Source organism: Olleya sp. Ti.3.14 (genome assembly GCF_038154885.1).
Classification (GTDB): Bacteria; Bacteroidota; Bacteroidia; order Flavobacteriales; family Flavobacteriaceae; genus Olleya.
Genome location: NZ_JBAKAO010000006.1, coordinates 162,104 through 185,676, shown reverse-complemented (window position 1 = coordinate 185,676; position 23,573 = coordinate 162,104). Strand labels below are relative to the sequence as shown.

General features: G+C 31.8%; 22 protein-coding genes and 4 tRNA genes. 4 read left to right on the top strand and 22 right to left on the bottom strand.

Features of this window, described 5'->3' with window-relative positions; all coding sequences use genetic code 11:
• Positions 1-64: 64 nt before the first annotated feature.
• The 14 genes from V6251_RS10315 to V6251_RS10250 form a co-directional block, all read right to left on the bottom strand.
• Positions 65-136, bottom strand: a tRNA-Thr gene (locus tag V6251_RS10315).
• 11 nt (positions 137-147) lie between these two features.
• Positions 148-220, bottom strand: a tRNA-Gly gene (locus tag V6251_RS10310).
• A gap of 46 nt (positions 221-266) precedes the next feature.
• Positions 267-348 (bottom strand) — tRNA-Tyr (locus V6251_RS10305).
• A gap of 76 nt (positions 349-424) precedes the next feature.
• Positions 425-498: transfer RNA gene (locus V6251_RS10300), tRNA-Thr, on the bottom strand.
• Positions 499-586: 88 nt separating this feature from the next.
• Positions 587-901: a ribosome hibernation-promoting factor, HPF/YfiA family gene (gene hpf, locus V6251_RS10295; RefSeq protein WP_341588160.1), complete on the bottom strand. Its 315-nt coding sequence runs from the start codon at positions 899-901 to the stop codon at positions 587-589.
• Between the two features lie 25 nt (positions 902-926).
• Positions 927-1,817, bottom strand: a complete 891-nt coding sequence (locus V6251_RS10290; RefSeq protein WP_341588159.1) for a tyrosine-type recombinase/integrase — start codon at positions 1,815-1,817, stop codon at positions 927-929.
• Positions 1,818-1,927: 110 nt separating this feature from the next.
• Positions 1,928-2,122 carry a 30S ribosomal protein S21 gene (gene rpsU, locus V6251_RS10285; protein WP_145002548.1) on the bottom strand — a complete coding sequence of 65 codons (195 nt, stop codon included), beginning with the start codon at positions 2,120-2,122 and terminating at the stop codon, positions 1,928-1,930.
• A gap of 83 nt (positions 2,123-2,205) precedes the next feature.
• Positions 2,206-3,633 (bottom strand): carboxypeptidase-like regulatory domain-containing protein, encoded by a 1,428-nt coding sequence (locus tag V6251_RS10280; RefSeq protein WP_341588158.1) that lies wholly within the window; start codon positions 3,631-3,633, stop codon positions 2,206-2,208.
• A gap of 103 nt (positions 3,634-3,736) precedes the next feature.
• Positions 3,737-4,906, bottom strand: coding sequence for an acyl-CoA dehydrogenase family protein (locus V6251_RS10275; RefSeq protein ID WP_292949769.1), 1,170 nt, complete (start codon positions 4,904-4,906; stop codon positions 3,737-3,739).
• A 24-nt stretch (positions 4,907-4,930) separates the two neighbouring features.
• The gene (locus V6251_RS10270) at positions 4,931-5,818 is read right to left on the bottom strand and encodes a ComEA family DNA-binding protein (RefSeq protein ID WP_341588157.1); all 888 of its coding nucleotides are present in this window, start codon (positions 5,816-5,818) and stop codon (positions 4,931-4,933) included.
• Positions 5,819-5,836: 18 nt separating this feature from the next.
• A complete protein-coding gene (locus V6251_RS10265; protein ID WP_341588156.1) occupies positions 5,837-7,453 on the bottom strand; it encodes an alanine/glycine:cation symporter family protein in 1,617 nt (538 codons plus the stop codon).
• A gap of 92 nt (positions 7,454-7,545) precedes the next feature.
• On the bottom strand, positions 7,546-8,571 hold the full coding sequence (locus V6251_RS10260; protein WP_341588155.1) for a potassium channel family protein: 1,026 nt from the start codon (positions 8,569-8,571) through the stop codon (positions 7,546-7,548).
• Positions 8,572-8,574: 3 nt separating this feature from the next.
• Complete coding sequence (locus V6251_RS10255; protein ID WP_028283630.1) at positions 8,575-8,802, bottom strand: PspC domain-containing protein; 228 nt, start codon at positions 8,800-8,802, stop codon at positions 8,575-8,577.
• A gap of 12 nt (positions 8,803-8,814) precedes the next feature.
• Positions 8,815-10,089, bottom strand: a complete 1,275-nt coding sequence (locus V6251_RS10250; RefSeq protein WP_341588154.1) for a DUF2851 family protein — start codon at positions 10,087-10,089, stop codon at positions 8,815-8,817.
• A 155-nt stretch (positions 10,090-10,244) separates the two neighbouring features.
• On the opposite strand from V6251_RS10250, the gene V6251_RS10245 reads away from it, so the two are divergent.
• Positions 10,245-10,961: a DUF6090 family protein gene (locus V6251_RS10245; protein WP_341588153.1), complete on the top strand. Its 717-nt coding sequence runs from the start codon at positions 10,245-10,247 to the stop codon at positions 10,959-10,961.
• A gap of 194 nt (positions 10,962-11,155) precedes the next feature.
• On the top strand, positions 11,156-12,340 hold the full coding sequence (locus V6251_RS10240) for an MFS transporter (protein WP_341588152.1): 1,185 nt from the start codon (positions 11,156-11,158) through the stop codon (positions 12,338-12,340).
• A 95-nt stretch (positions 12,341-12,435) separates the two neighbouring features.
• On the opposite strand, the gene V6251_RS10235 is transcribed toward V6251_RS10240, so the two are convergent.
• From V6251_RS10235 to V6251_RS10225, 3 genes are all read right to left on the bottom strand, one after another.
• Positions 12,436-12,864, bottom strand: a complete 429-nt coding sequence (locus tag V6251_RS10235; protein WP_028283634.1) for an FKBP-type peptidyl-prolyl cis-trans isomerase — start codon at positions 12,862-12,864, stop codon at positions 12,436-12,438.
• A 380-nt stretch (positions 12,865-13,244) separates the two neighbouring features.
• On the bottom strand, positions 13,245-14,225 hold the full coding sequence (locus V6251_RS10230; RefSeq protein ID WP_341588151.1) for a PLP-dependent cysteine synthase family protein: 981 nt from the start codon (positions 14,223-14,225) through the stop codon (positions 13,245-13,247).
• Positions 14,226-14,502: 277 nt separating this feature from the next.
• Positions 14,503-15,738, bottom strand: a complete 1,236-nt coding sequence (locus tag V6251_RS10225; protein WP_341588150.1) for an ABC transporter permease — start codon at positions 15,736-15,738, stop codon at positions 14,503-14,505.
• Between the two features lie 8 nt (positions 15,739-15,746).
• Here V6251_RS10225 and V6251_RS10220 point away from each other — a divergent pair, with 8 nt between their 5' ends.
• Positions 15,747-17,018 carry an exo-beta-N-acetylmuramidase NamZ family protein gene (locus V6251_RS10220; RefSeq protein WP_341588149.1) on the top strand — a complete coding sequence of 424 codons (1,272 nt, stop codon included), beginning with the start codon at positions 15,747-15,749 and terminating at the stop codon, positions 17,016-17,018.
• A gap of 3 nt (positions 17,019-17,021) precedes the next feature.
• Here V6251_RS10220 and V6251_RS10215 read toward each other — a convergent pair whose 3' ends face one another.
• Entirely contained in the window at positions 17,022-18,002 is a 981-nt protein-coding gene (locus tag V6251_RS10215) for a hypothetical protein (RefSeq protein ID WP_341588148.1), read from the bottom strand.
• A 307-nt stretch (positions 18,003-18,309) separates the two neighbouring features.
• Complete coding sequence (locus V6251_RS10210; protein WP_191100435.1) at positions 18,310-18,804, bottom strand: YkgJ family cysteine cluster protein; 495 nt, start codon at positions 18,802-18,804, stop codon at positions 18,310-18,312.
• 21 nt (positions 18,805-18,825) lie between these two features.
• Between V6251_RS10210 and V6251_RS10205 the strand changes: the two genes are divergently transcribed.
• Complete coding sequence (locus tag V6251_RS10205; protein ID WP_292949792.1) at positions 18,826-19,524, top strand: class I SAM-dependent methyltransferase; 699 nt, start codon at positions 18,826-18,828, stop codon at positions 19,522-19,524.
• On the opposite strand, the gene V6251_RS10200 is transcribed toward V6251_RS10205, so the two are convergent.
• The 3 genes from V6251_RS10200 to V6251_RS10190 all read right to left on the bottom strand — a co-directional run bounded on the left by V6251_RS10200 (position 19,521) and on the right by V6251_RS10190 (position 23,538).
• Positions 19,521-20,048, bottom strand: a complete 528-nt coding sequence (locus V6251_RS10200) for a DUF2059 domain-containing protein (RefSeq protein ID WP_341588147.1) — start codon at positions 20,046-20,048, stop codon at positions 19,521-19,523. The genes V6251_RS10205 and V6251_RS10200 overlap by 4 nt on opposite strands.
• A gap of 32 nt (positions 20,049-20,080) precedes the next feature.
• Positions 20,081-21,703 (bottom strand): amidohydrolase, encoded by a 1,623-nt coding sequence (locus V6251_RS10195; RefSeq protein ID WP_341588146.1) that lies wholly within the window; start codon positions 21,701-21,703, stop codon positions 20,081-20,083.
• A gap of 104 nt (positions 21,704-21,807) precedes the next feature.
• On the bottom strand, positions 21,808-23,538 hold the full coding sequence (locus V6251_RS10190) for a TonB-dependent receptor (protein ID WP_341588145.1): 1,731 nt from the start codon (positions 23,536-23,538) through the stop codon (positions 21,808-21,810).
• Between the last annotated feature and the right edge of the window lie 35 nt (positions 23,539-23,573).

Here is a 23,573-nt window from a genome sequence, read left to right as displayed (position 1 = left end):
TTAATAATTTAATCTTAGTTATATAATAATATTAGTGTATTCTTAATTTGTATTCTTTATTCTGAGCCAATGACGGGAATTGAACCCGTGACCTCTTCCTTACCAAGGAAACGCTCTACCCCTGAGCTACACCGGCTTAAATATTAGAGCGAGAGACCGGGTTCGAACCGGCGACATTCAGCTTGGAAGGCTGACGCTCTACCAACTGAGCTACTCTCGCAATTATTTAAAATCCTTTGTTGTTTAAAATAATCTTTTAAAAAAAGTGGGGAGAGCAGGATTCGAACCTGCGAAGACGTAGTCAGCAGATTTACAGTCTGCCCTCGTTGGCCGCTTGAGTATCTCCCCAATTTTAAACTTTTCACTCTATTAAAGAACTTATTCAAAGTTAAAACAAATAATTATCTATTTTAACTTTATTTTGAGCCGATGGAGGGACTCGAACCCACGACCTGCTGATTACAAATCAGCTGCTCTAGCCAGCTGAGCTACATCGGCTTTTTTCTGCTAATTTTACTTCTAAAAAAAGCCCGCTATTTCTAACGGACTGCAAATGTAAATATTTATTTAATTATTCAAAACATTTTTATGAAATATTTTTAAAATTTTCTCTTAATTTTTGTTTTCGCTTTTTTAATTGCCTTTCCAAAGAGGCTACAGCTATGTCTACTCCCTCTTCAAATGTCTTACATTGCTTTTTAACAACCAAGCAATCACCTGGCACATTTATTTTTGCTTCAAATATTTTATTAAGCTTATTACTACTCTTTTCTACTTTAAGATAGACTTCTGATTGAATTACTTTGTCATAGTACATTTCAAGTTTATCCATTCGTTTTTGGATGAACTCCAATAATTGGGGATTGGCATTAAAGTTTACTGCCTGTGTGTTTACCTTCATACTTTAAAATTTTGTGGTTAAACATTTATTTTTTACTTCTAGGGTGTGCTTTTGCGTATACTTTTTTTAACTCAGCTATACTATTGTGTGTATAAACTTGAGTAGCTGCTAAACTAGAATGGCCTAATAGTTCTTTGACTGCGTTTAGCTCTGCACCTTGATTTAGTAAGTGTGTTGCAAAAGAATGTCTTAGAATATGTGGGCTTTTCTTCACCTTAGTGGAAGCTTTACTAAAGTAATCATTTATAATTCTGTAGACAAGAGTTTCGTATACTTTAACTCCTTTTTTTGTTAAGAACAAATACTCATTATCAGTAATAGTTTCTAATTTATTTCTTTCTAATTTATAGATATCTACACTATCCTTTACCATGTTTAACAAAGGAATAATACGTTCTTTATTTCTTTTACCTAAAATTTTAATTGTTTTATTTTCTAAATCAATATCTTTTAATTTAATGTTTATCAACTCTATACGTCTAATTCCTGTAGAGTAAAATAATTCTATTATTAATTTATTTCTAACACCTTCAAAATCCTGATTGTGATTAATTTGATCTAGAACTGTATTAATTTCTTTTTCTGAAAAGGGGATTTGAACTTTTTTACTTGTTTTTAATGCTTTATGTTTTGAAAGTGGATTTAGCTTTACTTCTTCAATTTTAAGTAGAAATTTAAAGAAGCCATTTAACGCAGAAATCTTTCTATTTATACTTCTGTTGGTTATTCCTTTTTGAACTAAACTAACAATCCAAGATCTAATTTGCGAATAATTAGTTTCTTGAATAGTATTTGTTTCTTCTTCACTAGAAATAAAAGCCATAAAGGATTCTATATCTTTTTTATAAGCATTAACTGTTAGCTGGGAATATTTTTTTTCAAGCAACAGGTAGTCTAAAAAGGCTTTTAGTAGCATTAATCGTATAGAATTTAAGTGTTATAAATATACCTTTTTTGTTTTGGGTATGTGTAAAAATAAAAAAACCACTAACTAAATTAGTGGCTTTTTTTATTAATTGAAACTATTTATAAAGCTTCTTGATCTCTTAAATGTTGTACATATTGAGCTTTTTGAATTTTAGCTCTATTTTCTATTGACGGTTTAACAAATTGCTTACGACCTTGCAAAACTCTTCTTGTTCCCGTTTTATCAAACTTACGTTTGTAGCGTTTTAATGCACGTTCTATATTTTCTCCGTCCTTTATTGGAATTATTAACATAGTGTCTTAACCTCCTCTCTTTTAAAATTTTGAGGCGCAAATATAATTAGTTATTTATATTTTACAATAAAAAAAATTGCTTTTTATTGTTTAAAAAGTGTGGAACGTTTAGTTAAATCCTTAATTAACTTTTCGTCTTCTTCACTTTCTAGCAATGTATTATAGTTTTCCCAAAATGTTTTATCGTAAGGTTTTATAGAAAAAATATCTGAATCCCAGTCTTGATTTAAAGCTGCTTGTACTTGTTCTTGATCTTGAATTATTTCTGTAAACAAAATTTCTTGTACTGTATAATAAAACCGTTCTTCTTTATTAAAAAGTGCTTCCTCTTCTTTATCAATTTTACCTACGGGTTTATAACCAACATTGACAAGTTTTGGAGTTTCGTAATAGATATAATTTGGATACATTCTATCTTGATATTCCATATAGGATATAACTAGTTTATGGTTTATTTGCGTATCAAATAGGGTTTTACTTCTACTTTTTTGCGCATTAGATCCTGCTTTTAATTGATATTCAATTTTTTTAATTGCAAAATTATCCCAATAAATGTACATCCAACCTTCTGCGATATACCCTTCGTTATAAATGCCTTCTGTACCTAAACCAACAAAATCCTCACTTTTATCAATCTTAATTTTATAAATTTTTCTTTCATTATCAACTAAAATCGTATCCAATTTAAATTGATGTGTTGCTAACACATCTTTACCTAACAATGCTTTTGGACTTTTAGAATTACGTACTAAATTAAGTTTTCCTTTAAATAAATTATCTAAACCATTTACTCTAGTATCATTCCATTTAATAGACTTTATTAGTGATGATTTAGCGATAGTATCTCTTCGTAAATTTTTAGGTTTTAAATTAACATTGGCATTATATTTTAAATATGTAGCATAGGAAAACAAACTATCTACATCACGTAAATCGTAACTTTTTCTGACTTGATCTACGTTTATTTTAAGATTATCTTTTCCTCCTGTGACATAACTGGAATCATCATACAAAGTAATTGCACTTTCAACCAACCATTTAAATTGTTTTTTATTTCGCTCTTTATGTCTTATAAAACCTTTTTGTAAGTATGGTAATTCTGGAAGGTTGCTTTCTAATTTTTCTAGCGCTCTAAGTACAATATCGTTTCCAGTTTTTGGTCTATTTTCTGCGATAATCAAAATTTCATCTAAGGATGCTACATCTTCCTCTAATAAAATATCAAACTCGTTATCAAACTGATCTATTGTTGTTTTGTAGCTTTTAAAACCAATTGAAGAAATGATAATGGTATCCTTTTCGTATGTTTTAGGCACTAATAACACAAACTTACCGTCTGCATTTGTAATAGTACCAATTGTTGTGTTTTGAATATAAACACTTGCGTTTTCAATTGGCATCATACTCATAAAGTCGACAACTTTATTTTTTAATTCGGTTTGTGCCACAGCAACGCTTCCTACTAGTAAAAATATTATAATTACTGTGGATTTGATCTGAGTCAATTTCATTTTAAATACTTTTAAATATTATTTGTTAGCAGAAACATAATCTTTTTAAGGATTACTATTTTAGCGAAAATAAACATTTATTTTCGCTAAAAAGCTAAACAAACTATTTCGTAGCTGGCTTATAGTCTTTACCGTCAATTACCATTTTAGCGATAATTTCTCTTAAAATTTCTGAAGTACCACCACCTATTGGTCCAAGCCTACTGTCTCTTAATAGTCTTGCTAATGGATATTCTTCCATGTAACCATAACCACCTAAAAACTGAAGACAATCGTAAATAACCTCGTCTGCTACTTTTGTAGATTTTAATTTAGACATCGTAGCTTCTTTTACTACGTATTCACCTTTTCCTAATCTATCTGCAATTGTATAGTTAAATGTTTTACAGATTTCTACTTCAGTAATATGGTCTGCTAAACGGTGTCTTAATGCCTGAAAACGGTCAATTGTTTTACCAAAAGCTGTACGCTCTGACATGTATTGCATCGTGTAATCCAAAGCAAACTCTGCTCTAGCATGTGCATTTACACCCATAATTAAACGCTCAGTCGCAAAATGTTGCATGATGTATGCAAACCCTTTATTTTCTTCTCCCATTAAGTTAGATGCTGGAATTGTTACATTATCAAACGCAATCTCTCCTGTGTCTGATGCTCTCCAACCTAATTTATCTAATTTAGTTGCAGACACACCAGGCGTATCTCTATCAATTAAGAAAATACTAATACCCTTATTGCCTATTTCTGGATTTGTTTTTGCTGCAACTACTAAATAATCGCTGTAAACTCCGTTTGTAATAAATGTTTTTGATCCATTAATTACATATGTATCTCCTTTTTTAACAGCTGTAGATCGCATTCCTGCAACATCACTACCTCCAAAAGGTTCTGTGATACAAAGACATCCAATCATGTCTCCAGTAATACTAGCTGTTAGATATTTTTCTTTTATGGCATCACTACCTTCTGCTTTTAAATGCGTCATTGCTAAATAAGCGTGTGCCCACATTGCTGCAGCAAAACCAGCTGAGTTGATTTTTTGTAATTCTTCTAGCAAAATAACCATATAGAAAATATCTAAATCCATTCCGCCATATTGCTCTGGGTAACTAATACCAAAAAAGCCCATATCGCCAAATTTTTTCCAAATAAAGCGTTCTATACTTCCTGTTTTTTCCCATTTATCAATATGAGGTACGACTTCTTTTTTTAAAAATTCGCGTAAGCTTTCTCTAAATAAATTATGCTCTTCACTGAAGTACATATTTTCCATAATCCGTTGTGTTATTGTTAAGTTCTAATCTAGACGTAAAGATAACTTAATTATCTCTAATTTATTAACAGGAAAACCGTTAACTTTTGTTAATTCGTCAATGGATTTAAACCCATCACGCAAGGTGCGTTCTTCAATTATGCTGTGTGCTACCTCATAATCAATATACTTAATAGTCACCAACTGCTCTTTAGTTGCTGTATTTAATGCAATTTTAGTAATTGCTCTTGGTGTTTTAATACTAAAATCCGATTTAATATTATCTATAACCTCTAGCGTTAATCCGTATACTTGTTGCAACTCAATAAACGAGTGAAATCCATTAATTTTATTCCTGAATTTAATGATACGTTCAGCGTATGAAGGTCCTATGCCATAAACTTTTTGTAATTGTATCGCTGTAGCGGAATTTAAATCAAGCTTCTGCGCTTCAGTTTTTGCTGTTTTTGAATAACCTGTTTTAAAATTAGCCTGCTTTGGCTTTGGATTTGTTACCCAATCAGGAAATTTGAAGAAAGGCGAAATTTTGTTCAATACCGAATCGGATACCTTAGTAACGTCTTGAAATTGTTTTACAGAATTAATCCATTTGTCTTGCTTTCTAAAAGCTAACAATCTATCAATCTCTTGATTGCTTAATCCTAAAGTATAACCTTTATAATCTGTAATAAAATTTGGATTAAAGGGATAAATCTTTGGCTTACGTTTTTCTAATTGAATTGCTTTAAGCGAGTCTATTTGTTTAACAAATGCAATAACTTCTGTATCATTTGAAGCAAAATCAGGATTTGTATCCATCAATTTTGGTAATACAAAGTGATAAAAACTTTGCACTACAATCAAAATTAATAGCAATAAAAAAATCCCACTTCGTTGTTTTTTAGAAAACTGAAAGTGGGATTTAAAAGTCATTATAATGTGTTTTATATTTTACATTTCATCAACTAAATCTGTTGCACCATCTTCAATAGCATCTTCTTTTTTGTTGATAGCATTCATATACTTAGTAAGCTCCTTTTTAATAACTGGAGATAACATAACTACACCAATAATATTTGGCACTACCATTGCAAAAATCATTGCATCAGAGAAGTCAATAACAGCTCCTAAACTAATCGAAGCTCCTACAACAACAAATAATAAGAATAAAATTTTATAAATTAAATCTGTAATTTTTCCTTTTCCGAATAAGAAAACCCATCCTTGCATACCATAATATGACCAAGAAATCATTGTGCTAAAAGCAAATAAAATAACTGCTATTGTTAACACGATTGAGAAGTGAGGAATAACAGTATCAAAAGCTGTTGCTGTAATCTCTACACCTTCTTTAATTTCTACTCCGTATTCCATAAATCCTCCATCAAAATTAGTAATAACAATTACTAAAGCAGTCATTGTACAAATTACAACTGTATCTACAAAAGGCTCTAATAAAGCAACAATACCTTCACTTGCTGGATATTTAGTACGTACTGCAGAGTGAGCAATTGCTGCAGACCCTACACCAGCTTCGTTAGAGAATGCTCCACGACGTACACCCTGAATCATTACTCCAATAACACCACCCAATCCTGCTAATGGAGTAAATGCACCATTAAATATTGCCATAAAAGCATCATCAATTAACGTAAAGTTAGCAAACAAAATAATTAATGCTGCTAATACATAAATACCTGCCATAAATGGCACTACTTTTTCTGTTACTGATGCAATACGCTTAATACCTCCAATAATTACAATAGCTACTAATACAGCCATTACAATTCCAAAGTACATTCCTGCATTTTCTCCTGTTAAATTAAATAATTTTGTAAACTGAGCTGCTGCTTGATTGGCTTGGAACATGTTACCACCTCCAAAAGATCCACCAACTACAAATATTGCAAAAAGTACAGCTAAAACTTTACCAATTCCGCCAGCTCCTTTTTCTTTTAAACCTTTAGTCAAGTAGTACATTGGTCCACCATATACTGTTCCGTCTTCACCTACATCTCTATATTTTACACCTAAAGTACACTCGGCAAACTTAGACGCCATACCTAATAGTCCAGCAATAATCATCCAAAATGTTGCACCTGGACCACCAATTGATAGTGCTACTGCAACACCTGCAATATTACCTAAACCTACTGTAGCAGATAATGCTGCAGTTAACGCTTGGAAGTGAGATACTTCTCCATCTGCACCTTCAGCTTTCATTGTTTCAATAATATCTCCACCTGGTGTTTGATCTCCATATAATGAGTCTACACCATGTTTTTCTATATCCTCATATTTACCTTGTACAACTTTAATTGCAGTTCTAAATCCAGTAATATTGATAAACTTGAAATAAATTGTAAAAAATAAAGCACCTCCAATAAGAACAATTAATACCCATGGAATTTTTATAGTATCTGTAAAAGGAATTTCAGAGAAAATCCCTTCAACAAACCAACCTGTATATTTTTTAAAGATAGCGTCTATATTGTCTGCTGTACTATCTTGAGCAAAGGTTAGCAATGGTAATATTAATGTAAACATCGAGAGAAGATATTTCTTCATAATTTATTTATTTGTTAGTTAATTTTAAGTTAAGATTAGCAAGATGCAAAAAAATGCTGAATTTTTAAAAGAATTCTTGTTAAATACATCATTTAGTCCAAACTAAAAACGGTGTTTAGTTTTTGGATTTGTTCTGGTCGTCCAAGGACAATAACTTTAGAGTTAGGTACTAATTTTAATTCGGCTTCAGGATTTACAATATACTCACCATTACCATCCTTAAAACCAATGACAGTACACCCTGTTTTATGACGCAAGTCTAAGTCTTTAATAGTCTTGATTCCTGTTTTAGGATCGTAAAGTTTTTCAACTTGTACTTCTTCAATATTAATATTACTTTCTCCTACTATAGCCAAATTATCAATAAACTCTATTAAATCAGGTACAACCACTAAGGAAGCCATATGGTCACCACCAATACGATCTGGTAAAATCACGTTATTGGCACCAGCTAGCTTTAATTTTTCGTAAGATGTTTCTTGAGAAGCACGACTTATAATGCGTAAATCACTTTTCATTTGTCTAGCAGATAATACTACAAATAAATTGTCTGCATCATTTGGTAAGGCAGAAATTAAGGTACTAGCTCTAGTAATTCCTGCTTGCAATAAAATTTCATCTTCATTAGCATTACCTAAAACAAAAGGTGTGTTTTCGTCTTCAAATTTTTCAATAACCTCTTTATTTTTTTCAATAATAACAAAAGGTTGTTTATGCACTAATAATTTTGTTGCAGCTTGTTTCCCATTTCTACCAAAACCACATATAATAATATGGTTATTTAGTGCATCAATTTTTTTCTGCATTTTCTTTTGTTTTAGTTCTTCAATGTTATTTTTACTTAAAATAAATTCGGTAATAATAGTTAAAGCATAACCTACAATTACAACACTGTTTAAAATTAAAAAGATGGTGAAAATTTTAGACTTATCATCTAAGGGTTGCACCTCTCCAAAGCCAACAGTAGTTATGGTTATTACTGTCATATAAAAAGCGTCCACCCAAGTGTAGTGGGACATAAACCTAAAGCCAATAACACCAATAACTAATAGTATAATTAATAGTGCAATTGCAGTATATATTTTAGATCTGTAAAGTGTAATTAGTGGGTTAGTCATAATTTAGAGGTCAAACACCGACGAGCGCTTAGTGTATACTATATCCTTTATGCGCATCCAAAAGGCTAAAAATAAGTATAACGCAAAACCAAAACCTAGTGTTGCAAAGGTTAAATACATAAACGTGGTGCGTACTACTTTGGCTCTGATACCCAAACGATCTGCAATACGCTGACAGACGTGATAGCCTCGTTTTTGAAAATAGTGTAGCTGTTTATATAAAAATTGCATACTGCAAGATAATTAATTTTGTGCAAGTATGGTATTACCAATTGCACATTTTAAGCAACGATTTTTATCACAATATAAATTTTTAAGCTGAATAATTGCTTGACTATCCAACGCTGATCCCGAAACCACTTTTAAGCTAGCAAACTTATCTACTATTCCGTTTTTTTCTGGTTTTAGTTGTTGCATTAAACTAACAATCTCTTCCTCAATAGATTTACCTTGTTGTTTTGCATAACAAAATTTAAGCGGAATGATTGTGTTTATTAATAACAGATCCACAAAAGACTTTGTAATTTGCTTTTTTCTGGCTGAAGATACTTTGTCAAACGTATAATGCGACTCCCAAAATGGTGAGGTTGACACCGAAAATAATTTATAAATATCCGCAACACTATCTGAAGCAATAACTTTTGAGAACACGTTTTGGTGCAAATGGTATACATTGGCTAATTGTGACAACCTAATCGTAGGAAAATTTGGTGGACGCAGTCTAAAAAACTGAAACGGACTAACACTAGCATTATCAATTTTAAATTTTTGTTTTAAAAACGCATAATCTTTTTGTAGTGCAATATAATACGCCTCCTGAATATCCTGATCCAATAAACCTGCTTGACCAAAAAACAAAGCTTCTAAACTTTGTAAATTACTTTGCTGTTTTCTAACTACTGAAAAATCAAAGCTGTTAGCCAAACTAAAAAAAGCGTCTCCATTAACTTTAAGACCAAAATTTTTAGCAAGTAATTTAAACAAAACAGCTTCCCAGTTATTATTAGAAGCTTTTAAAATAGCTTCAATAGCTTTTGCTTTACTCTCTAAACGTTCAAAAAACAAACGCTCTAACCAATTTGTGACAACAAAAGGAGTAACATTAGCAATCGTGTTTTCGCAATTAATCCACGTTTGTTTACTATTAAATAGCTTAGCATAATTATTTAAAGCCACTTGCGACACATAATTTTTAAGCTGGATGGTTGGTATTTCTGAGTTATCTTTTCTAAAAACAGGTGTGTCATGCTCCCAAACCACATGTAAAATTACATTATCGTAATTTGGATCAACTTCATGATTATGCACGTACCAATCGCTAGATTTAATATGGATCTCGACATTGCCAGCCCATAATTGACCAGCAATTATAAGTTGCGCATTAAAAAAATCTGGACCAGTATGATAATTATGTGTGCCTGCATTTTGGATAACAACTTGCTCTCCTTTTGTGGTCTGGAGATTTAAGGTTTCAAATTTTTTAAGTTTCCAGAGATAGTGTAAAAAATCTTCTTGCATGGCTTAAAGTTACACTTTTTTATGTAAGAAAAATACGTAGTTATACGTATTGATTACTAAACTTAAAACTATTAACTTGACTGAACCTTCGATAAAGCAAATTAAAAACTTGTCTTATCTATATGTTGCGCATCATTAACACAAACCGCTAACCAATGATAAAATTCTTTAGAAAAATCAGACAAAATTTACTTTCAGAAGGAAAACTGGGAAAGTACATTAAATACGCAATCGGAGAAATAATACTTGTAGTTATTGGAATTTTAATTGCATTACAGATTAACAATTGGAATGAGAACCGAAAGCAACAATCTGAAATTATAGATATTTACAACCAGATTGCACTTGATTTAGATAATGACATTAGCGAGTTTTCAAGTGTTATCAAATATTACGATTCTATTAAACCCATTTATGACGCTGTCATTTTAGATACTAGAACAGTAGACTTATTAGACGATGGATTATCTAGAATAATGGCTGGAGGTCCAATAATTAACATGAATAAAGGTGGTATTGAACGCTTAAAATCAATCGCATCAAAAGATAGTCTATCGTTGTACTTAATTGAATTATATGATACTTCAACAACCCTTAGCACCATAGAGAAAAAAATTTTTGACGAAAGTCACCAAGTTGTAAATATATTTAGAGATAATTACAGTTGGTATCCAGAATGGATAAGCAAAAGAATAACAAAAGATAATAGCAGTGAAGAGCTGCAAGATTATTTTGTAAATAGTCAAGAATATAGACGTTATGTTATAAGTAGTTACCAGAAGTTATATAATGCCTATCTCCCAAATTTGCAATTCGGAATAGTTGAATTGAAAAATATAAGAGCAGCTATTTTAGAACGAATAGACAAGTAACGACAACACAAAATAGGTATTATAAAAAGCTAATTTTATTTTACTTACAAATATTCCCAATGAACATTCCATTTGTAATATATTGCCAACTTGATTACTAAATCACGCTACTAAACCTACACAAACACACTAAGTAAATCAATTAAAAACCTTTAACTTCGCTTTACAGACCAAAACATAGTTATCTATTAGCATTGAAACCCAATAAATTAATACTACCCATAATTGTCATCGCTCAGTTTTGCTGTACCTCACTTTGGTTTGCAGGTAATGGTGTAATTAATGACTTGGTCCTAAATTTTAATTTAAAGCTTAGTGCTTTAGGGCATTTAACCTCTGCTGTACAATTTGGATTTATTATTGGCACATTAGTGTTTGCTATTTTGACTATTGCAGATCGCTTTTCGCCATCAAAAGTGTTTTTTATAAGTGCCTTGTTTGGTGCGACTTTTAACTTAGTTATTATCTGGAATGGACACACTTTAACAAGCTTATTATTGCTTCGGTTTTTAACAGGTTTTTGTTTAGCTGGTATCTATCCTATTGGTATGAAAATAGCAACGGACTACTTTAATACAGGATTGGGTAAATCGCTTGGTTTTTTGGTTGGCGCTTTAGTGCTTGGTACTGCTTTTCCGCATTTATTAAAAGATTTTACAAGTAGCTATCCATGGAAGTCTGTATTAATTACAACATCCACACTTGCTGTAATTGGAGGTTTATTAATTTTATTTTTAGTACCAGATGGTCCTTATCGTAAACCTAGTTTACACACTAATTTTAAAGCGTGTTTTACAATCTTTAAAAAACACAACTTTAGACATGCTGCTTTTGGTTATTTTGGTCACATGTGGGAATTATATGCGTTTTGGGTTTTTACACCTATAATAATTAAACAATATAGTATTAACTATAGTATTGCAGATTTAAACATCCCATTATTGTCTTTTATAATTATTGGATTAGGTGGCATTGCCTGTATTATAAGTGGCAATGTTGCACAACGTATTGGGACTAAAAAGACTGCTTTTATAGCATTGCTATTATCTTGTATTTGCTGTTTACTTTCGCCTTTACTATTTACAACAACCTCTACTAATATATTTGTTGGTTTTTTAATGTTTTGGGGAATGGTGGTCGTTGCCGACTCACCTTTATTATCGACTTTAATTGCTGAAAGTGCAACACCACAACTTAAAGGCACCTCACTTACTATTGTAAATTGTATTGGTTTTGCAATCTCTATAATTAGTATACAATTATTAACTGCTTTGATTGAAACAACTACTTCCAACGGAATTTATGTGATTTTAGCTTTAGGTCCAATTTTGGGTTTACTTGCTTTAAGCGGTAAAAAGAAACCTACTATTAGCCAATAAACAAAAAAATCCCAATACTAATTGCTGTATTACTACACACAATCTGTATTGGGATACTTTTAAAATAAGCGACTTATTTTATTTGGTAACTTGTATTATTTGATGTCTACCACTTCTAAATCAAAAACAAGATCTTTACCAGCTAATGGATGGTTTGCATCTAAAACGATCGTTTCTTCTTTTACCTCAACTACCATTAAGTTAGTCTCGCGACCATCTTGCGTTTTAGACACTAATCCCATACCTACTTCTGGCGTCATATCCTGAGGTAAATCTGCTTTACTTACTTCTTGGATTAAAGCTGGATTAACATCACCATAAGCTTCTTCTTTAGCAATTGTGATGGTCTTTTTTTCGTTTAATTTCATATCAATAACTCCTTTTTCAAAACCAGGAATTAATTGTCCTTGACCTAAAGTAAACTCTAAAGGCTCTCTTCCTTCAGACGTATCAAAAATTTGTCCATCAGATAATTTACCTGTGTAATTTACTTTAACTGTGTTGTTTTCTTTTACTTGATTCATACTACATTATAAATTTTAAAACGTACGTTTTGCATAATTTTTATGCTGTAATTATTATAGTTTAAACGTACTGACAGGTTAAACGCTAAAACCAAGCCAAACCCTACATTTAGGGTCAACAAACTTATTTTAGCTTAAATTGCGATTTACTAAACGTCTCACCATTCCTTTGGTGATAGTACTGTAGCTGTTTTAAGTATTTAGAAAATTTAAAAAATACTTATTTACGCAAATCAGCAACTCTGTCATGTTTATGTAAATAACAAAAAATTAAGGTGTCAAAACTGCAAAATACCCATGTAACATTTTACTAAATTGTAGATCATAAAAAAAGCCCACAAGTTACCTTGTGAGCTTTTAATTTATTTGACTAATAAGGATTAGTCAATATAACCCATTTTACGCATCCAGTCGTCGTTATACATTTTACCAACATAGCGACTTCCGTGATCATGGAATAATACCACAACAACATCGTCTTTAGTAAAGTGCTCTTTTAATTGTAACACACCTTTAATTGCTGCTCCTGCACTATTGCCTAAAAACATACCTTCTTCTTTTGATAGTCTTTGTGTATATACTGCAGCATCTTTATCTGTTACTTTAGTAAAACCATCGATAATACTAAAGTCTACGTTTTTTGGAAGGATATCTTCTCCAATACCTTCTGTTACGTAAGGATAGATTTCGTTTTCGTCAAAAATTCCTGTTTCGTGATACTTTTTAAATACCGAACCGTAAGTATCTATTCCCCAAATTTTGATATTTGGATTTTGTTCTTTTAAGTATTTACCAACTCCAGAGATTGTTCCTCCTGTACCTACACCAACAACAAAGTGCGTGATTTTACCATCTGTTTGTTCCCAGATTTCTGGTCCAGTACTTTGGTAATGTGCTTTAGCATTACTTGGATTATCGTATTGGTTTACGTACCAACTGTTTTCTATTTCTGTGCTTAATCTTTTTGATACCGAGTAGTATGATCTTGGATCCTCAGGCTCAACTGCTGTTGGGCAAACCACTACCTCTGCTCCTACTGCCTTTAAGATATCTACCTTTTCTTTACTTTGTTTATCTGCCATTACAAAAATACACTTGTATCCTTTTATAATTGCTGCTAATGCTAATCCCATTCCTGTATTACCTGAAGTCCCTTCTATAATTGTTCCTCCTGGCTTAAGACGTCCATCTGCTTCTGCATCTTCTATCATTTGTAATGCCATACGGTCTTTAACGGAGTTTCCTGGGTTAAAGGTTTCGTATTTAGACAATACTAAACATGGTAACTCTGCTGTTAGTTTGTTTAGCTTTACTAATGGTGTGTTACCGATGGTTTCTAAAATGTTATTTGCGTATTTCATTAAGGTATTTTATTTTTTTTATTGAAGAAAAAAGCGTCTAATTTATGACTAATCCTTTAAGCTAAAGCTTGAAATTAAGACGTACTTATTTCTAATTTTGATTTTGCAAAAGTACGTTAATTGTCTAAAATTGAAAGTTAAAACTACATTAATTTATTTTAAAACTGTCCTTAGGGTTGATTGCGTTAGCGGTAGAAACGACATCCTTTTTTGTGCGCGCTTATGCGCAAAAAAGATATAGTGGATGACGCGACCCTTGTGGTAACGCCCAAATTATTTAATCAAAACGGATGGCCTTTACTGGCGAAATTTTTGAAATAATATATGATGGGACTAACAGCATTAACAAGCACAAAATAAAGGTACCAATGTTTAATGCTATTATGTAACCTATATTAATGTAAACTGGCACTGCAGAGACGTGATAGGTTTTTGGGTCTAATGGGAATAAACCGAAATATTTTTGTAATAATAGTAAACTTAATCCTATTACATTACCCCAAAATAGTCCTTTTAATATTAAATAGGCTGCGTTGTATAAAAATATTTTACGAATGCTATTGTTAGCACTTCCTAAGGCTTTTAGGATACCTATCATTTGGGTACGTTCTAAAATTAAGACTAGTAATGCTGTGATCATGTTTATACCTGCTACTAATATCATAATCCCGATGATGGCGTAAATGTTATTGTCAAAGATTTTAATCCACTCGAATATAAAAGGATATTCTTTATCAACCGTTTTAGCATTTAATGTAGAAGGGACCTCTTTAAAAATGGCGTCTCCTGTGGCTTCTAAGGTATTATAATCGTCAATAAAAACCTCGAAACGTCCTACTTGGTCGTCCTCCCATTTATTTAATCGTTGGATTTGTTTGATGTCACCAATCATATATAGTTGGTCCATCTCTTGTAAACCTGAATTATAAATACCTACTATATTATAGGTTATCACTCTTGGTGGTTTGGTCGTGTCCTCTCTTAAAAAATAGGTGTTTATATGATCGTTTAATTTTAGTTGTAATCTATTAGCTAGGTATTGCGATATTAAAACATCTGTACTGATATCCTTTGTGTAGTCAGGTAAGCGACCGTCTGTTAAAAATGTTTTAAAATATTGCCAGTCGTAGTCTGCACCTACACCTTTTATAACAACGTATTCAAAATCGTTTTCTAATCTAATAATTCCGGATTTAGTTGCAGTACCTTGTATATGCGTTACTTCTGGTACATTTTTAAATATTGGATAAAAGTCTTGATTGGTAGAGATTGGTCTTATGCTTTCTTGCGAGTTGTTATTATCGTAAATTTGAATAATACTATGACCATTAAAAGCGATTACTTTTTCTCTGATTTTTTGTTGTAAACCAATACCTGTTGCAATAGCAATCATCATTACAATAATACCTAATGCAATTGCTACGATACCAATTTTTATTATTGGTGCCGATATGCTACTTTTATACGCTTTACTATCAATTATGCGTTTAGCAATAAAAAACTCGAAATTCAAACTAGATTATGCGATTTAATATTTTCAAAAATACAGCTTTATTATTTGTTTTAATACTTATTTCTTGCGCTTCTAAAACGAAAAATAATATAAATGAAACTAATACTGTTTTGGCTAAAACCGAAACTACTTTAGATAACAGCACAATTAAGCCTATTATTGTTGGTGCCAACCAAACCGAAGCGTATTTACCTTTATTAAAAGGGAAACGTGTTGGTATAGTTGCAAATCAAACTAGCGTTATCTTTAAAAATACTTCCTTTAGTAAAACACCAACCTATGACAGCAACACACATATTGTAGATACTTTACTTGACTTACAAGTTGCTGTAAAAAAAGTTTTTGCTCCAGAACATGGTTTTAGAGGTACTGCAGATGCTGGAGAATTGGTTAAAGATGGTATTGATACAAAAACTAATTTACCAATAATATCATTATACGGAAATAATAAAAAACCTACCGTTGCACAATTACAAGATGTTGATGTTGTTATTTTTGATATTCAAGATGTTGGTGCACGTTTTTACACCTATATATCGTCTTTACATTATGTCATGGAAGCTTGCGCTGAACAAAATAAAACCTTGATTGTTTTAGATCGACCAAATCCAAATGGACATTATATTGATGGTCCAATTTTAGAAAAAGAACATTCTAGCTTTGTAGGTATGCATCCTGTACCTGTAGTGCATGGTTTGACTATTGGCGAATATGCACAAATGATTAATGGCGAAAATTGGCTAAACAATAGTGTAAAGTGTAATTTAAAAGTAATTACTATAAAAAATTACAATAGACAAATGGCTTATGACTTACCTATTAAACCGTCTCCAAACTTACCTAATGCTCAGGCGATAAACTTATACCCTAGTTTATGCTTTTTTGAAGGTACTAATGTAAGTGCTGGTCGTGGTACGGATTTACAATTCCAGATATATGGTTCTCCTTTTTTACCAAATACAGATTATGCTTTTACGCCTAAATCTAACGAAGGTGCTAAATACCCAAAGCATGAAAACAAAGTATGTCATGGTTATGATTTAAGTAATATTAAACAACAAAGTGGTTTAAACTTAAGCTACTTAATTAATGCTTATAATACCACATCTATAAAATCTGATTTTTTTATTACTAATGGTTTTTTTACAAAACTTGCTGGTACTAAAAAACTGCAACAACAAATTGAAGCAGGTTGGAGTGAGGACAAAATAAAAGCCACTTGGACAAGTGGCTTAAATGATTTTATGGTTAAACGTAAACCTTATTTATTATATCAATAAAGATTAATCTTCGTAAGGTAGACCGTTAGGTCTTAAATTTTCTTTTCTGTATTCTTCTCTGGTTTGCTTTTCTACAGATCCATCTTGTATAACAGAGATGTTATATTTGACTTCTTTTTTCTCAAGCTTATTGTCTTCTGTCGTCACAGTTTGAACATTTGCAATACGTGCATCTGCTTCTTTTCTTTCTGCTGCAGCAATAGCTCTTAACTCTTCTCTTCTTTTTTCTGCTAATGCTCTTTCTTTTATGGCTTGTTTATTAGCTTCAATTTGTGCTAATTGTCTGTCTGCTTTCTCTCTTTCAGCTTTTGCTCTATTAGCTTCCGCTAAAGCGTGTTCTTGTTTAGATCTAGCTTCAGCTTCTTTTTTAATTAATTCTCTTTGCTCTTGCTCTTTTTGTTTCGCTTCAGCTAAAGCCTGATTTTTTCTAGCTGTATCTTCTGCTGCTCTTTTTATCAACGCTCTTTGTTCTCTTTCTTTAGCTTCAGCAGCTTCTTTGCTTTTACTTGCAGCACTAGCTAAACGTGTGTCACTACTTGCATTGTGTCTAGGCTTGATGTTTCTTTTACGTTGCTCGTCATTAGACAAACTGGCTCTTAAAACATCTTCTTCTAAATCTGCAATAGCATCTATTGGCTTAGTAATAGCACCAACTCTGTTTAAAGAAATTGGATACACAGCATCTTCACGATAGGCAACAACGGTATATTGTCCTACTTCAAAATGGTGTAATGGAATTTTTGCTTCCTTACTATCTAGATCCATTAAAACAGACTCTTTTTGAGAATGATATAAGAAACTAAATCTATAGATAGATGAGCTACTTTTAAGTATAATAGTATCTCCTGTTCTGTTTAGTACATGAACAAGTCCTGCTTTGGTTGCATTTACATTTTCAACTATAGTTGTTTTAACTTGCGAAAATACCGAAGTACTTAGCATTAACATTAAGAATAGTAGGAATGTTATTTTTTGCCTAATCATAATATAAATTTTATATAGTTACGCTAAAAATCAGTTATAAGGGAGACCAAATGTATTATGAAATTGGGATATTACATACAAATCTGAACATAATTTATCTATAATTAGCCGAACTACATAAAATAGTCGACGAATAGTTAAATTATCTGATTATCAATGATTTAAAGCTTTAACCGCTAATTAATTATGAGATATTCAATAAATATACCAAGATTGTAAGTTTTTACTATTTTTTTAAAACAAAGTCAATAAACTTCTCAAAAAACACAAATCGATTATGACTTGATTAAATAAAAAAAAACTCGTATTAATATTTAATTCGTTTTTTCATCTCTTCAACTATATTAAAAGCAGCAGGACAAATAGCTACGTTTTTTAAAGTCAAATTAGATATTTGCTGAAACTTTTTACGATCAGTATGCGGAAACTCTGAACAGGCTTTTGGACGCACATCGTATATTGAACAGTAGTTATCTGCTCCTAAAAAGGTACAAGGTACAGATTGTAATACATAGTCATTCTCTTCATCCAGACGTAAATAGTTATCAATAAATTGTTGTGGTTTTTGCTTAAAATGTTTAGCAATACGTTGGATGTCTTTATCTGTAAATAATGGTCCAGTAGTTTTACAACAATTAGCACACGTTAAACAATCGGTTTTTTTAAACTCGTTATCATGCAACTCTTGCATTAAGTAATCTAATTGCTTTGGTGCTTTCTTTTTTAGCTTAGTAAAAAAGGTTTTATTTTCCTTATGCTTATCTTTGGCAAGCTTTGGAAGACCATTTAAAAATTGTTCCATAGTGCAAAAATAGTATTTTAAATGAAAGACCTTTTCGGAAAAGCATTATTAGATTACCAAAATGGTAATTATACAGAAGACTTAATAACGTCTACTAACATATCTGACGAAGATGAGTTACCACTACCTTATCTTTTTAGGGATTATCAAGACATGCCAAAATTAGAACAAAAAGCTTTGCAACTATCTAAAGGACTGACATTAGATGTAGGATGTGGTTCTGGAAGTCATAGTCTTTACCTACAAGACCAAGGACTAAACGTTAAAGCTATTGACATCTCTAAAGGTGCTGTTGAAGTAAGTCACGCTAGAGGTGTAAAACAGGTTGCACACCTTGCGCTTTTAGATGAAACTGAAACTTTTGATACAATTCTATTATTAATGAATGGTACTGGTATTTTTGAAACCTTAAATCAGGTAGCAATGTATTTATCGCATTTAAAAACATTATTAAATACAGGTGGTCAAATTTTAATAGACTCTAGCGACATAAAGTATATGTACTTAGATGAAGATGGTGGATTTTGGCAAGATATGAATGCTAATTATTATGGCGAATTAGATTATTTTTTAAGTTATAAAGGAGAAGCTGAATTACCAATGAAGTGGTTATATTTAGATTTTAAGTTGCTGCAAAAAGCATGCGAAACTTCTGGTTTAAAATGCGAAATGCTCGCTGAAGGCGAGCATTATGACTATTTAGCAAAGCTATTTATTTAGATATCGTATCCTTGTTCTGATAATTTTGCTATCACATTTTTGTATAAATCACCACTCCACATTACAGAAATATCACTCATTGAGGCGTTCATGGAGTCTTGAGAGCTTACAATTTTTTGACCTGTATCGCTTTGATAAAATTCTTTTAAAATTATTTTATCGCCTTCTGTTAAGGCTTCAGGCTTAAACATATTTTTACCTGCTTTTGTTTTATAAAGCGCATTCATATTTTTTACATCATCATGTGTAAAATGAGCTTTGTAAGCAGATACTATCATAACAGCTAAATCATCCATTGCATCAGGTTTAACTTTTTTTAGATCTTTCCAAACCGAAGCTGGTACATCCTGCGATTCAAACTGCTGCTCTAACATGGTAAACATTTGGTCTATAACTCCTTCATAGTATGTCATTGTTCCGTTGCTTTGTATGCACGTTTTAACATCTTTACTATACTGATCACTTTGAGCAATACTTACTGTACCTATTGCTAAAAAGCACACTAATGCGATAATTTTTTTCATTTTAAATTGTTTAAGTTATTACAAAATAGCAACTACTGTGCCACTCCATTAATGTACGTTTGATTTACTTTGATATTAGGGATTTCTTTCTCTTCGATAGTCATTATATTGTTATCTAAGATAATAAAATCCGCAAATTTACCAGCTTCAATACTTCCTTTTTCTTCTTCTTCAAAATTAGCATAAGCAGCCCAAATAGTCATCCCTTTTAAGGTCTCTTCTCTTGTTAATCCATTGTCTTTATTAAAACCGCCTGCTGGAAATTGGTTTACATCTTGACGAGATACTGCTGCATAAAAGGTTAAAAACGGACTTACTTGCTCTACCGGAAAGTCTGTCCCTAAGGCTAATCTTCCGCTTTTTTCTAGTAAGGTTTTATAGGCATAAGCACCTTTAATACGGTCTTTACCTAAACGGTCTTCTGCCCAATACATATCACTTGTTGCATGTGTTGGTTGTATGGAAGGTATGATGTTTTCGTTTTTAAAATAGTCAAAATCATTATCTGTGATAATTTGAGCATGCTCTACTCTCCAACGTCTGTTAGTTAGATCTTTTAAGGTTTTTTGATAAGTCTGTAAAACAAATCTGTTAGCTGAGTCTCCAATAGCATGCGTATTCATTTGGTATCCTGCTTTTGCTATTTGGTCAGCTAAATTAATAAATGCATCAGTACCAATAACTAAAGCACCAAAATGATCATGTTGGTCTGAATATTCTTGTTTTAAAGCTGCTCCTCTAGAGCCTAAAGCTCCATCTGCATACACTTTTACAGATTGCACATTTAATCTGTCTGTCTTGATTTTTCCTTTTGATAGGTAATACTCTAAGTTTTCTTTTTTATTGCTAATCATAGCATACATGCGCATATCTAATGTTCCTGCTTGTTGTAGACTATCAATTAATTGAATGACTTGTTTGTCCAAACCAGCATCAGACACGGTTGTTAAACCTAAATCTGTACATATCTTATGTGCTTCAAGCAAAGCATCAATTTGTTGTTGTTTTGTCGGTTCCGGAAAAATAGCCTCAACCAACTCCATTGGATTATCAATTAATACTCCTGTAAGTTGGCCATCTTTCTTTAAAATTTCGCCTCCTTCAATTTTTGTATTAACATCTATTTTAGCTAAATCTAAAGCTGCCTGATTACATAACATAGCATGACCATCTATTCTAGTTAGAGCCACAGGTGTATCTGGATATAATTTATCCAATAATGCTTTATTTGGGTAAGTTTTATCGTCCCAATCGTTTTGATCCCAACCTCTACCAATAATAAAATTAGATGGTCGGTTATTATGAAAATCGATAACACGTTTCATTACCTCATCAAAACTTTTAGTATCTCTAAGATTTACTTGTAATTGGTTTAAACCTAAACCGTAAAAGTGACAATGCGCATCGATAAAACCAGGCAAAATGGTTTGTCCTTTAGCATCAATTGTATTGATAGCTTTGTATTTTTTATTAATATCATTAGTTGTACCAACTGCTAAAAATTTACCATCTTTAATGGCAAAAGCTTCAGCATTGTTAAAATCGGCATCAACAGTATAAACCGTTCCGTTTGTAATGATAGTATCGACTTCAATTTTATCTGAAGCACAGGATACTATAATTAAGAATAATAATAAAACTTTGGTGATTCTCATTTTTAATATTTTTTGTAAATATAAACATAAAAAAAAAGCCTCAAATAGAGGCTTTAAATTTAAAATATTAGGTAGTTTAAAACCTATAAGTGAATTATTTATTTTTACTGAAAATCAAATTTATACGTTGCTCCTGCTAGAAACTGTATACCTTGAACAGGTGTGTTTTGCCATTTAGTATACTCCTCTCCTACAATATTATTAGCTTTAGCAAACACTGAAAAACGGTCATTTATATGATAACCAACATGTGCATTAGCATCAAAATAACTATCTAAGGTTACAATACCTGTGTTTGGACTAATCAAGTTAGGAATATTAAATTGATCCTTACGCTCACCTACATAAAATAGATTAGCTCCTGCAAACCATTGATCGGTTATTTGATAATCTAAAAAGACAGAAGCTGTTAAGTCTGGTAAATTCCATGCTTCCATTTGATTGGTTACATCATAAGAAAAATACTCTCCTTTAATGCCTAATGTAAAGTTACGGTTTATGTCAACATTTAATTCTCCAGCAACACTAAAAGTAGTCACATCGTCATAAACTAAACTAAACGAGTTACCAAATGTATATGGCTCTGAGGTTGTTGTAATATCATTGTTTGTGTAAAGTGCTTTGTTTTTTTCTGAATAATAATTTCCGCTAACTGAGTAACTCATTGTATTAGACAGCTTACCTTTTATTCCTGCAAATGCCTTATACTGCTGGTCTGTTGGTGCTATAAAAAGATTTGGTGAGACAAATGGATTTTCTTGAGCAAAATCATAATACGAATTTTGATTTAATCCTCCTGTTACTCCTCCAAAAGCAATTAAAACCTCATCCACCAACCTGTAACTTGCTGCTATATTTGGATAAATGAAAAACTTACTTTTACTTGCTTCGGTATCATTTAAATACACAGCCTTAACACCTAAATCTACAGTTAAGTCGTCTTGTTTTAATTGAAAAGTTGGTGCTAAACCAATCTGAAAGTTACCATAGTTAATCTGATTAGGATCTGCATAAGCTTTATCAAAACTACCACCAACATAATCTGTAAACACTTCAATATCTACATCGTTATCCTGAATATTAATTGTACCAATTGCATTGGCTTTAAATCTATTTTCTCCTGATCCCAAGTTATCTCCGAAGCGTCTATATAAAAAGCTTCCTGAGGATACTATAGCGTCTTCAAAAGTAATATCTCCTCCAACATAACCGTTAATAAAACTATGACCAACATCTAAACTATCTGCTGTTGCTTGATTAAATAGTGGTTGTTGTAAGCCATACCAATTGTACGTTTGGTATTGGAAACCACCTAAAGCAGTCCAACTATAATCACGATCTTTTTTAGTATATGTTAAATTAAGTTTTGAATCTGAAAATCCGTTGTCTGTCAATACATTTTCTATATCACCTTGTGACGAGTGATGTCCTACATATGCACTAAAAATCTGATCTCTACCAATAGCATGATTAAGATACGCTTCTCCAACTACTGTAGTGTATGTACCAACACCCAAGGTAGCATAGTTATCGTACAACTTAACTTTTTTTGCTTTATCCACAACTGCTGCTTTTCCTTTTGCAGGTGTAAAAGTAGAGGCTACAGGAAATGAAAAAATATTATATTTTACTTCTTTTTTAGTTGCAGTCTCTGTGTCGTCTAAGGTAGGTGTTTCTTTAACTTTAAAAGCGTCAGAAATACTAGGCGTATATGGTTTAACAACATCTATAACTCCTGTTTGAATGGTATCTCCTTCTCTTTCTTGTGCAAAAGCGAAGACAGTGATTAATAGTGATGCTATCGTTATAATGATTTGCTTTTTTGTACTAAACATAATTTATATTTATGAATTACGATTGTGTCGATTGC

What these genes read in the sequence shown, in the direction of transcription:
- V6251_RS10250 (WP_341588154.1), bottom strand. Translation starts at nt 10,089, where the DNA reads ATGCAAGAAGATTTTTTACACTATCTCTGGAAACTTAAAAAATTTGAA.
- V6251_RS10235 (WP_028283634.1), bottom strand. Translation starts at nt 12,864, where the DNA reads ATGAATCAAGTAAAAGAAAACAACACAGTTAAAGTAAATTACACAGGT.
- V6251_RS10290 (WP_341588159.1), bottom strand. Translation starts at nt 1,817, where the DNA reads ATGCTACTAAAAGCCTTTTTAGACTACCTGTTGCTTGAAAAAAAATAT.
- V6251_RS10280 (WP_341588158.1), bottom strand. Translation starts at nt 3,633, where the DNA reads ATGAAATTGACTCAGATCAAATCCACAGTAATTATAATATTTTTACTA.
- V6251_RS10275 (WP_292949769.1), bottom strand. Translation starts at nt 4,906, where the DNA reads ATGGAAAATATGTACTTCAGTGAAGAGCATAATTTATTTAGAGAAAGC.
- V6251_RS10200 (WP_341588147.1), bottom strand. Translation starts at nt 20,048, where the DNA reads ATGAAAAAAATTATCGCATTAGTGTGCTTTTTAGCAATAGGTACAGTA.
- V6251_RS10210 (WP_191100435.1), bottom strand. Translation starts at nt 18,804, where the DNA reads ATGGAACAATTTTTAAATGGTCTTCCAAAGCTTGCCAAAGATAAGCAT.
- V6251_RS10215 (WP_341588148.1), bottom strand. Translation starts at nt 18,002, where the DNA reads ATGATTAGGCAAAAAATAACATTCCTACTATTCTTAATGTTAATGCTA.
- V6251_RS10205 (WP_292949792.1), top strand. Translation starts at nt 18,826, where the DNA reads ATGAAAGACCTTTTCGGAAAAGCATTATTAGATTACCAAAATGGTAAT.
- V6251_RS10255 (WP_028283630.1), bottom strand. Translation starts at nt 8,802, where the DNA reads ATGCAATTTTTATATAAACAGCTACACTATTTTCAAAAACGAGGCTAT.
- V6251_RS10190 (WP_341588145.1), bottom strand. Translation starts at nt 23,538, where the DNA reads ATGTTTAGTACAAAAAAGCAAATCATTATAACGATAGCATCACTATTA.
- rpsU (WP_145002548.1), bottom strand. Translation starts at nt 2,122, where the DNA reads ATGTTAATAATTCCAATAAAGGACGGAGAAAATATAGAACGTGCATTA.
- V6251_RS10230 (WP_341588151.1), bottom strand. Translation starts at nt 14,225, where the DNA reads ATGAAATACGCAAATAACATTTTAGAAACCATCGGTAACACACCATTA.
- V6251_RS10260 (WP_341588155.1), bottom strand. Translation starts at nt 8,571, where the DNA reads ATGACTAACCCACTAATTACACTTTACAGATCTAAAATATATACTGCA.
- hpf (WP_341588160.1), bottom strand. Translation starts at nt 901, where the DNA reads ATGAAGGTAAACACACAGGCAGTAAACTTTAATGCCAATCCCCAATTA.
- V6251_RS10245 (WP_341588153.1), top strand. Translation starts at nt 10,245, where the DNA reads ATGATAAAATTCTTTAGAAAAATCAGACAAAATTTACTTTCAGAAGGA.
- V6251_RS10265 (WP_341588156.1), bottom strand. Translation starts at nt 7,453, where the DNA reads ATGAAGAAATATCTTCTCTCGATGTTTACATTAATATTACCATTGCTA.
- V6251_RS10220 (WP_341588149.1), top strand. Translation starts at nt 15,747, where the DNA reads ATGCGATTTAATATTTTCAAAAATACAGCTTTATTATTTGTTTTAATA.
- V6251_RS10270 (WP_341588157.1), bottom strand. Translation starts at nt 5,818, where the DNA reads ATGACTTTTAAATCCCACTTTCAGTTTTCTAAAAAACAACGAAGTGGG.
- V6251_RS10195 (WP_341588146.1), bottom strand. Translation starts at nt 21,703, where the DNA reads ATGAGAATCACCAAAGTTTTATTATTATTCTTAATTATAGTATCCTGT.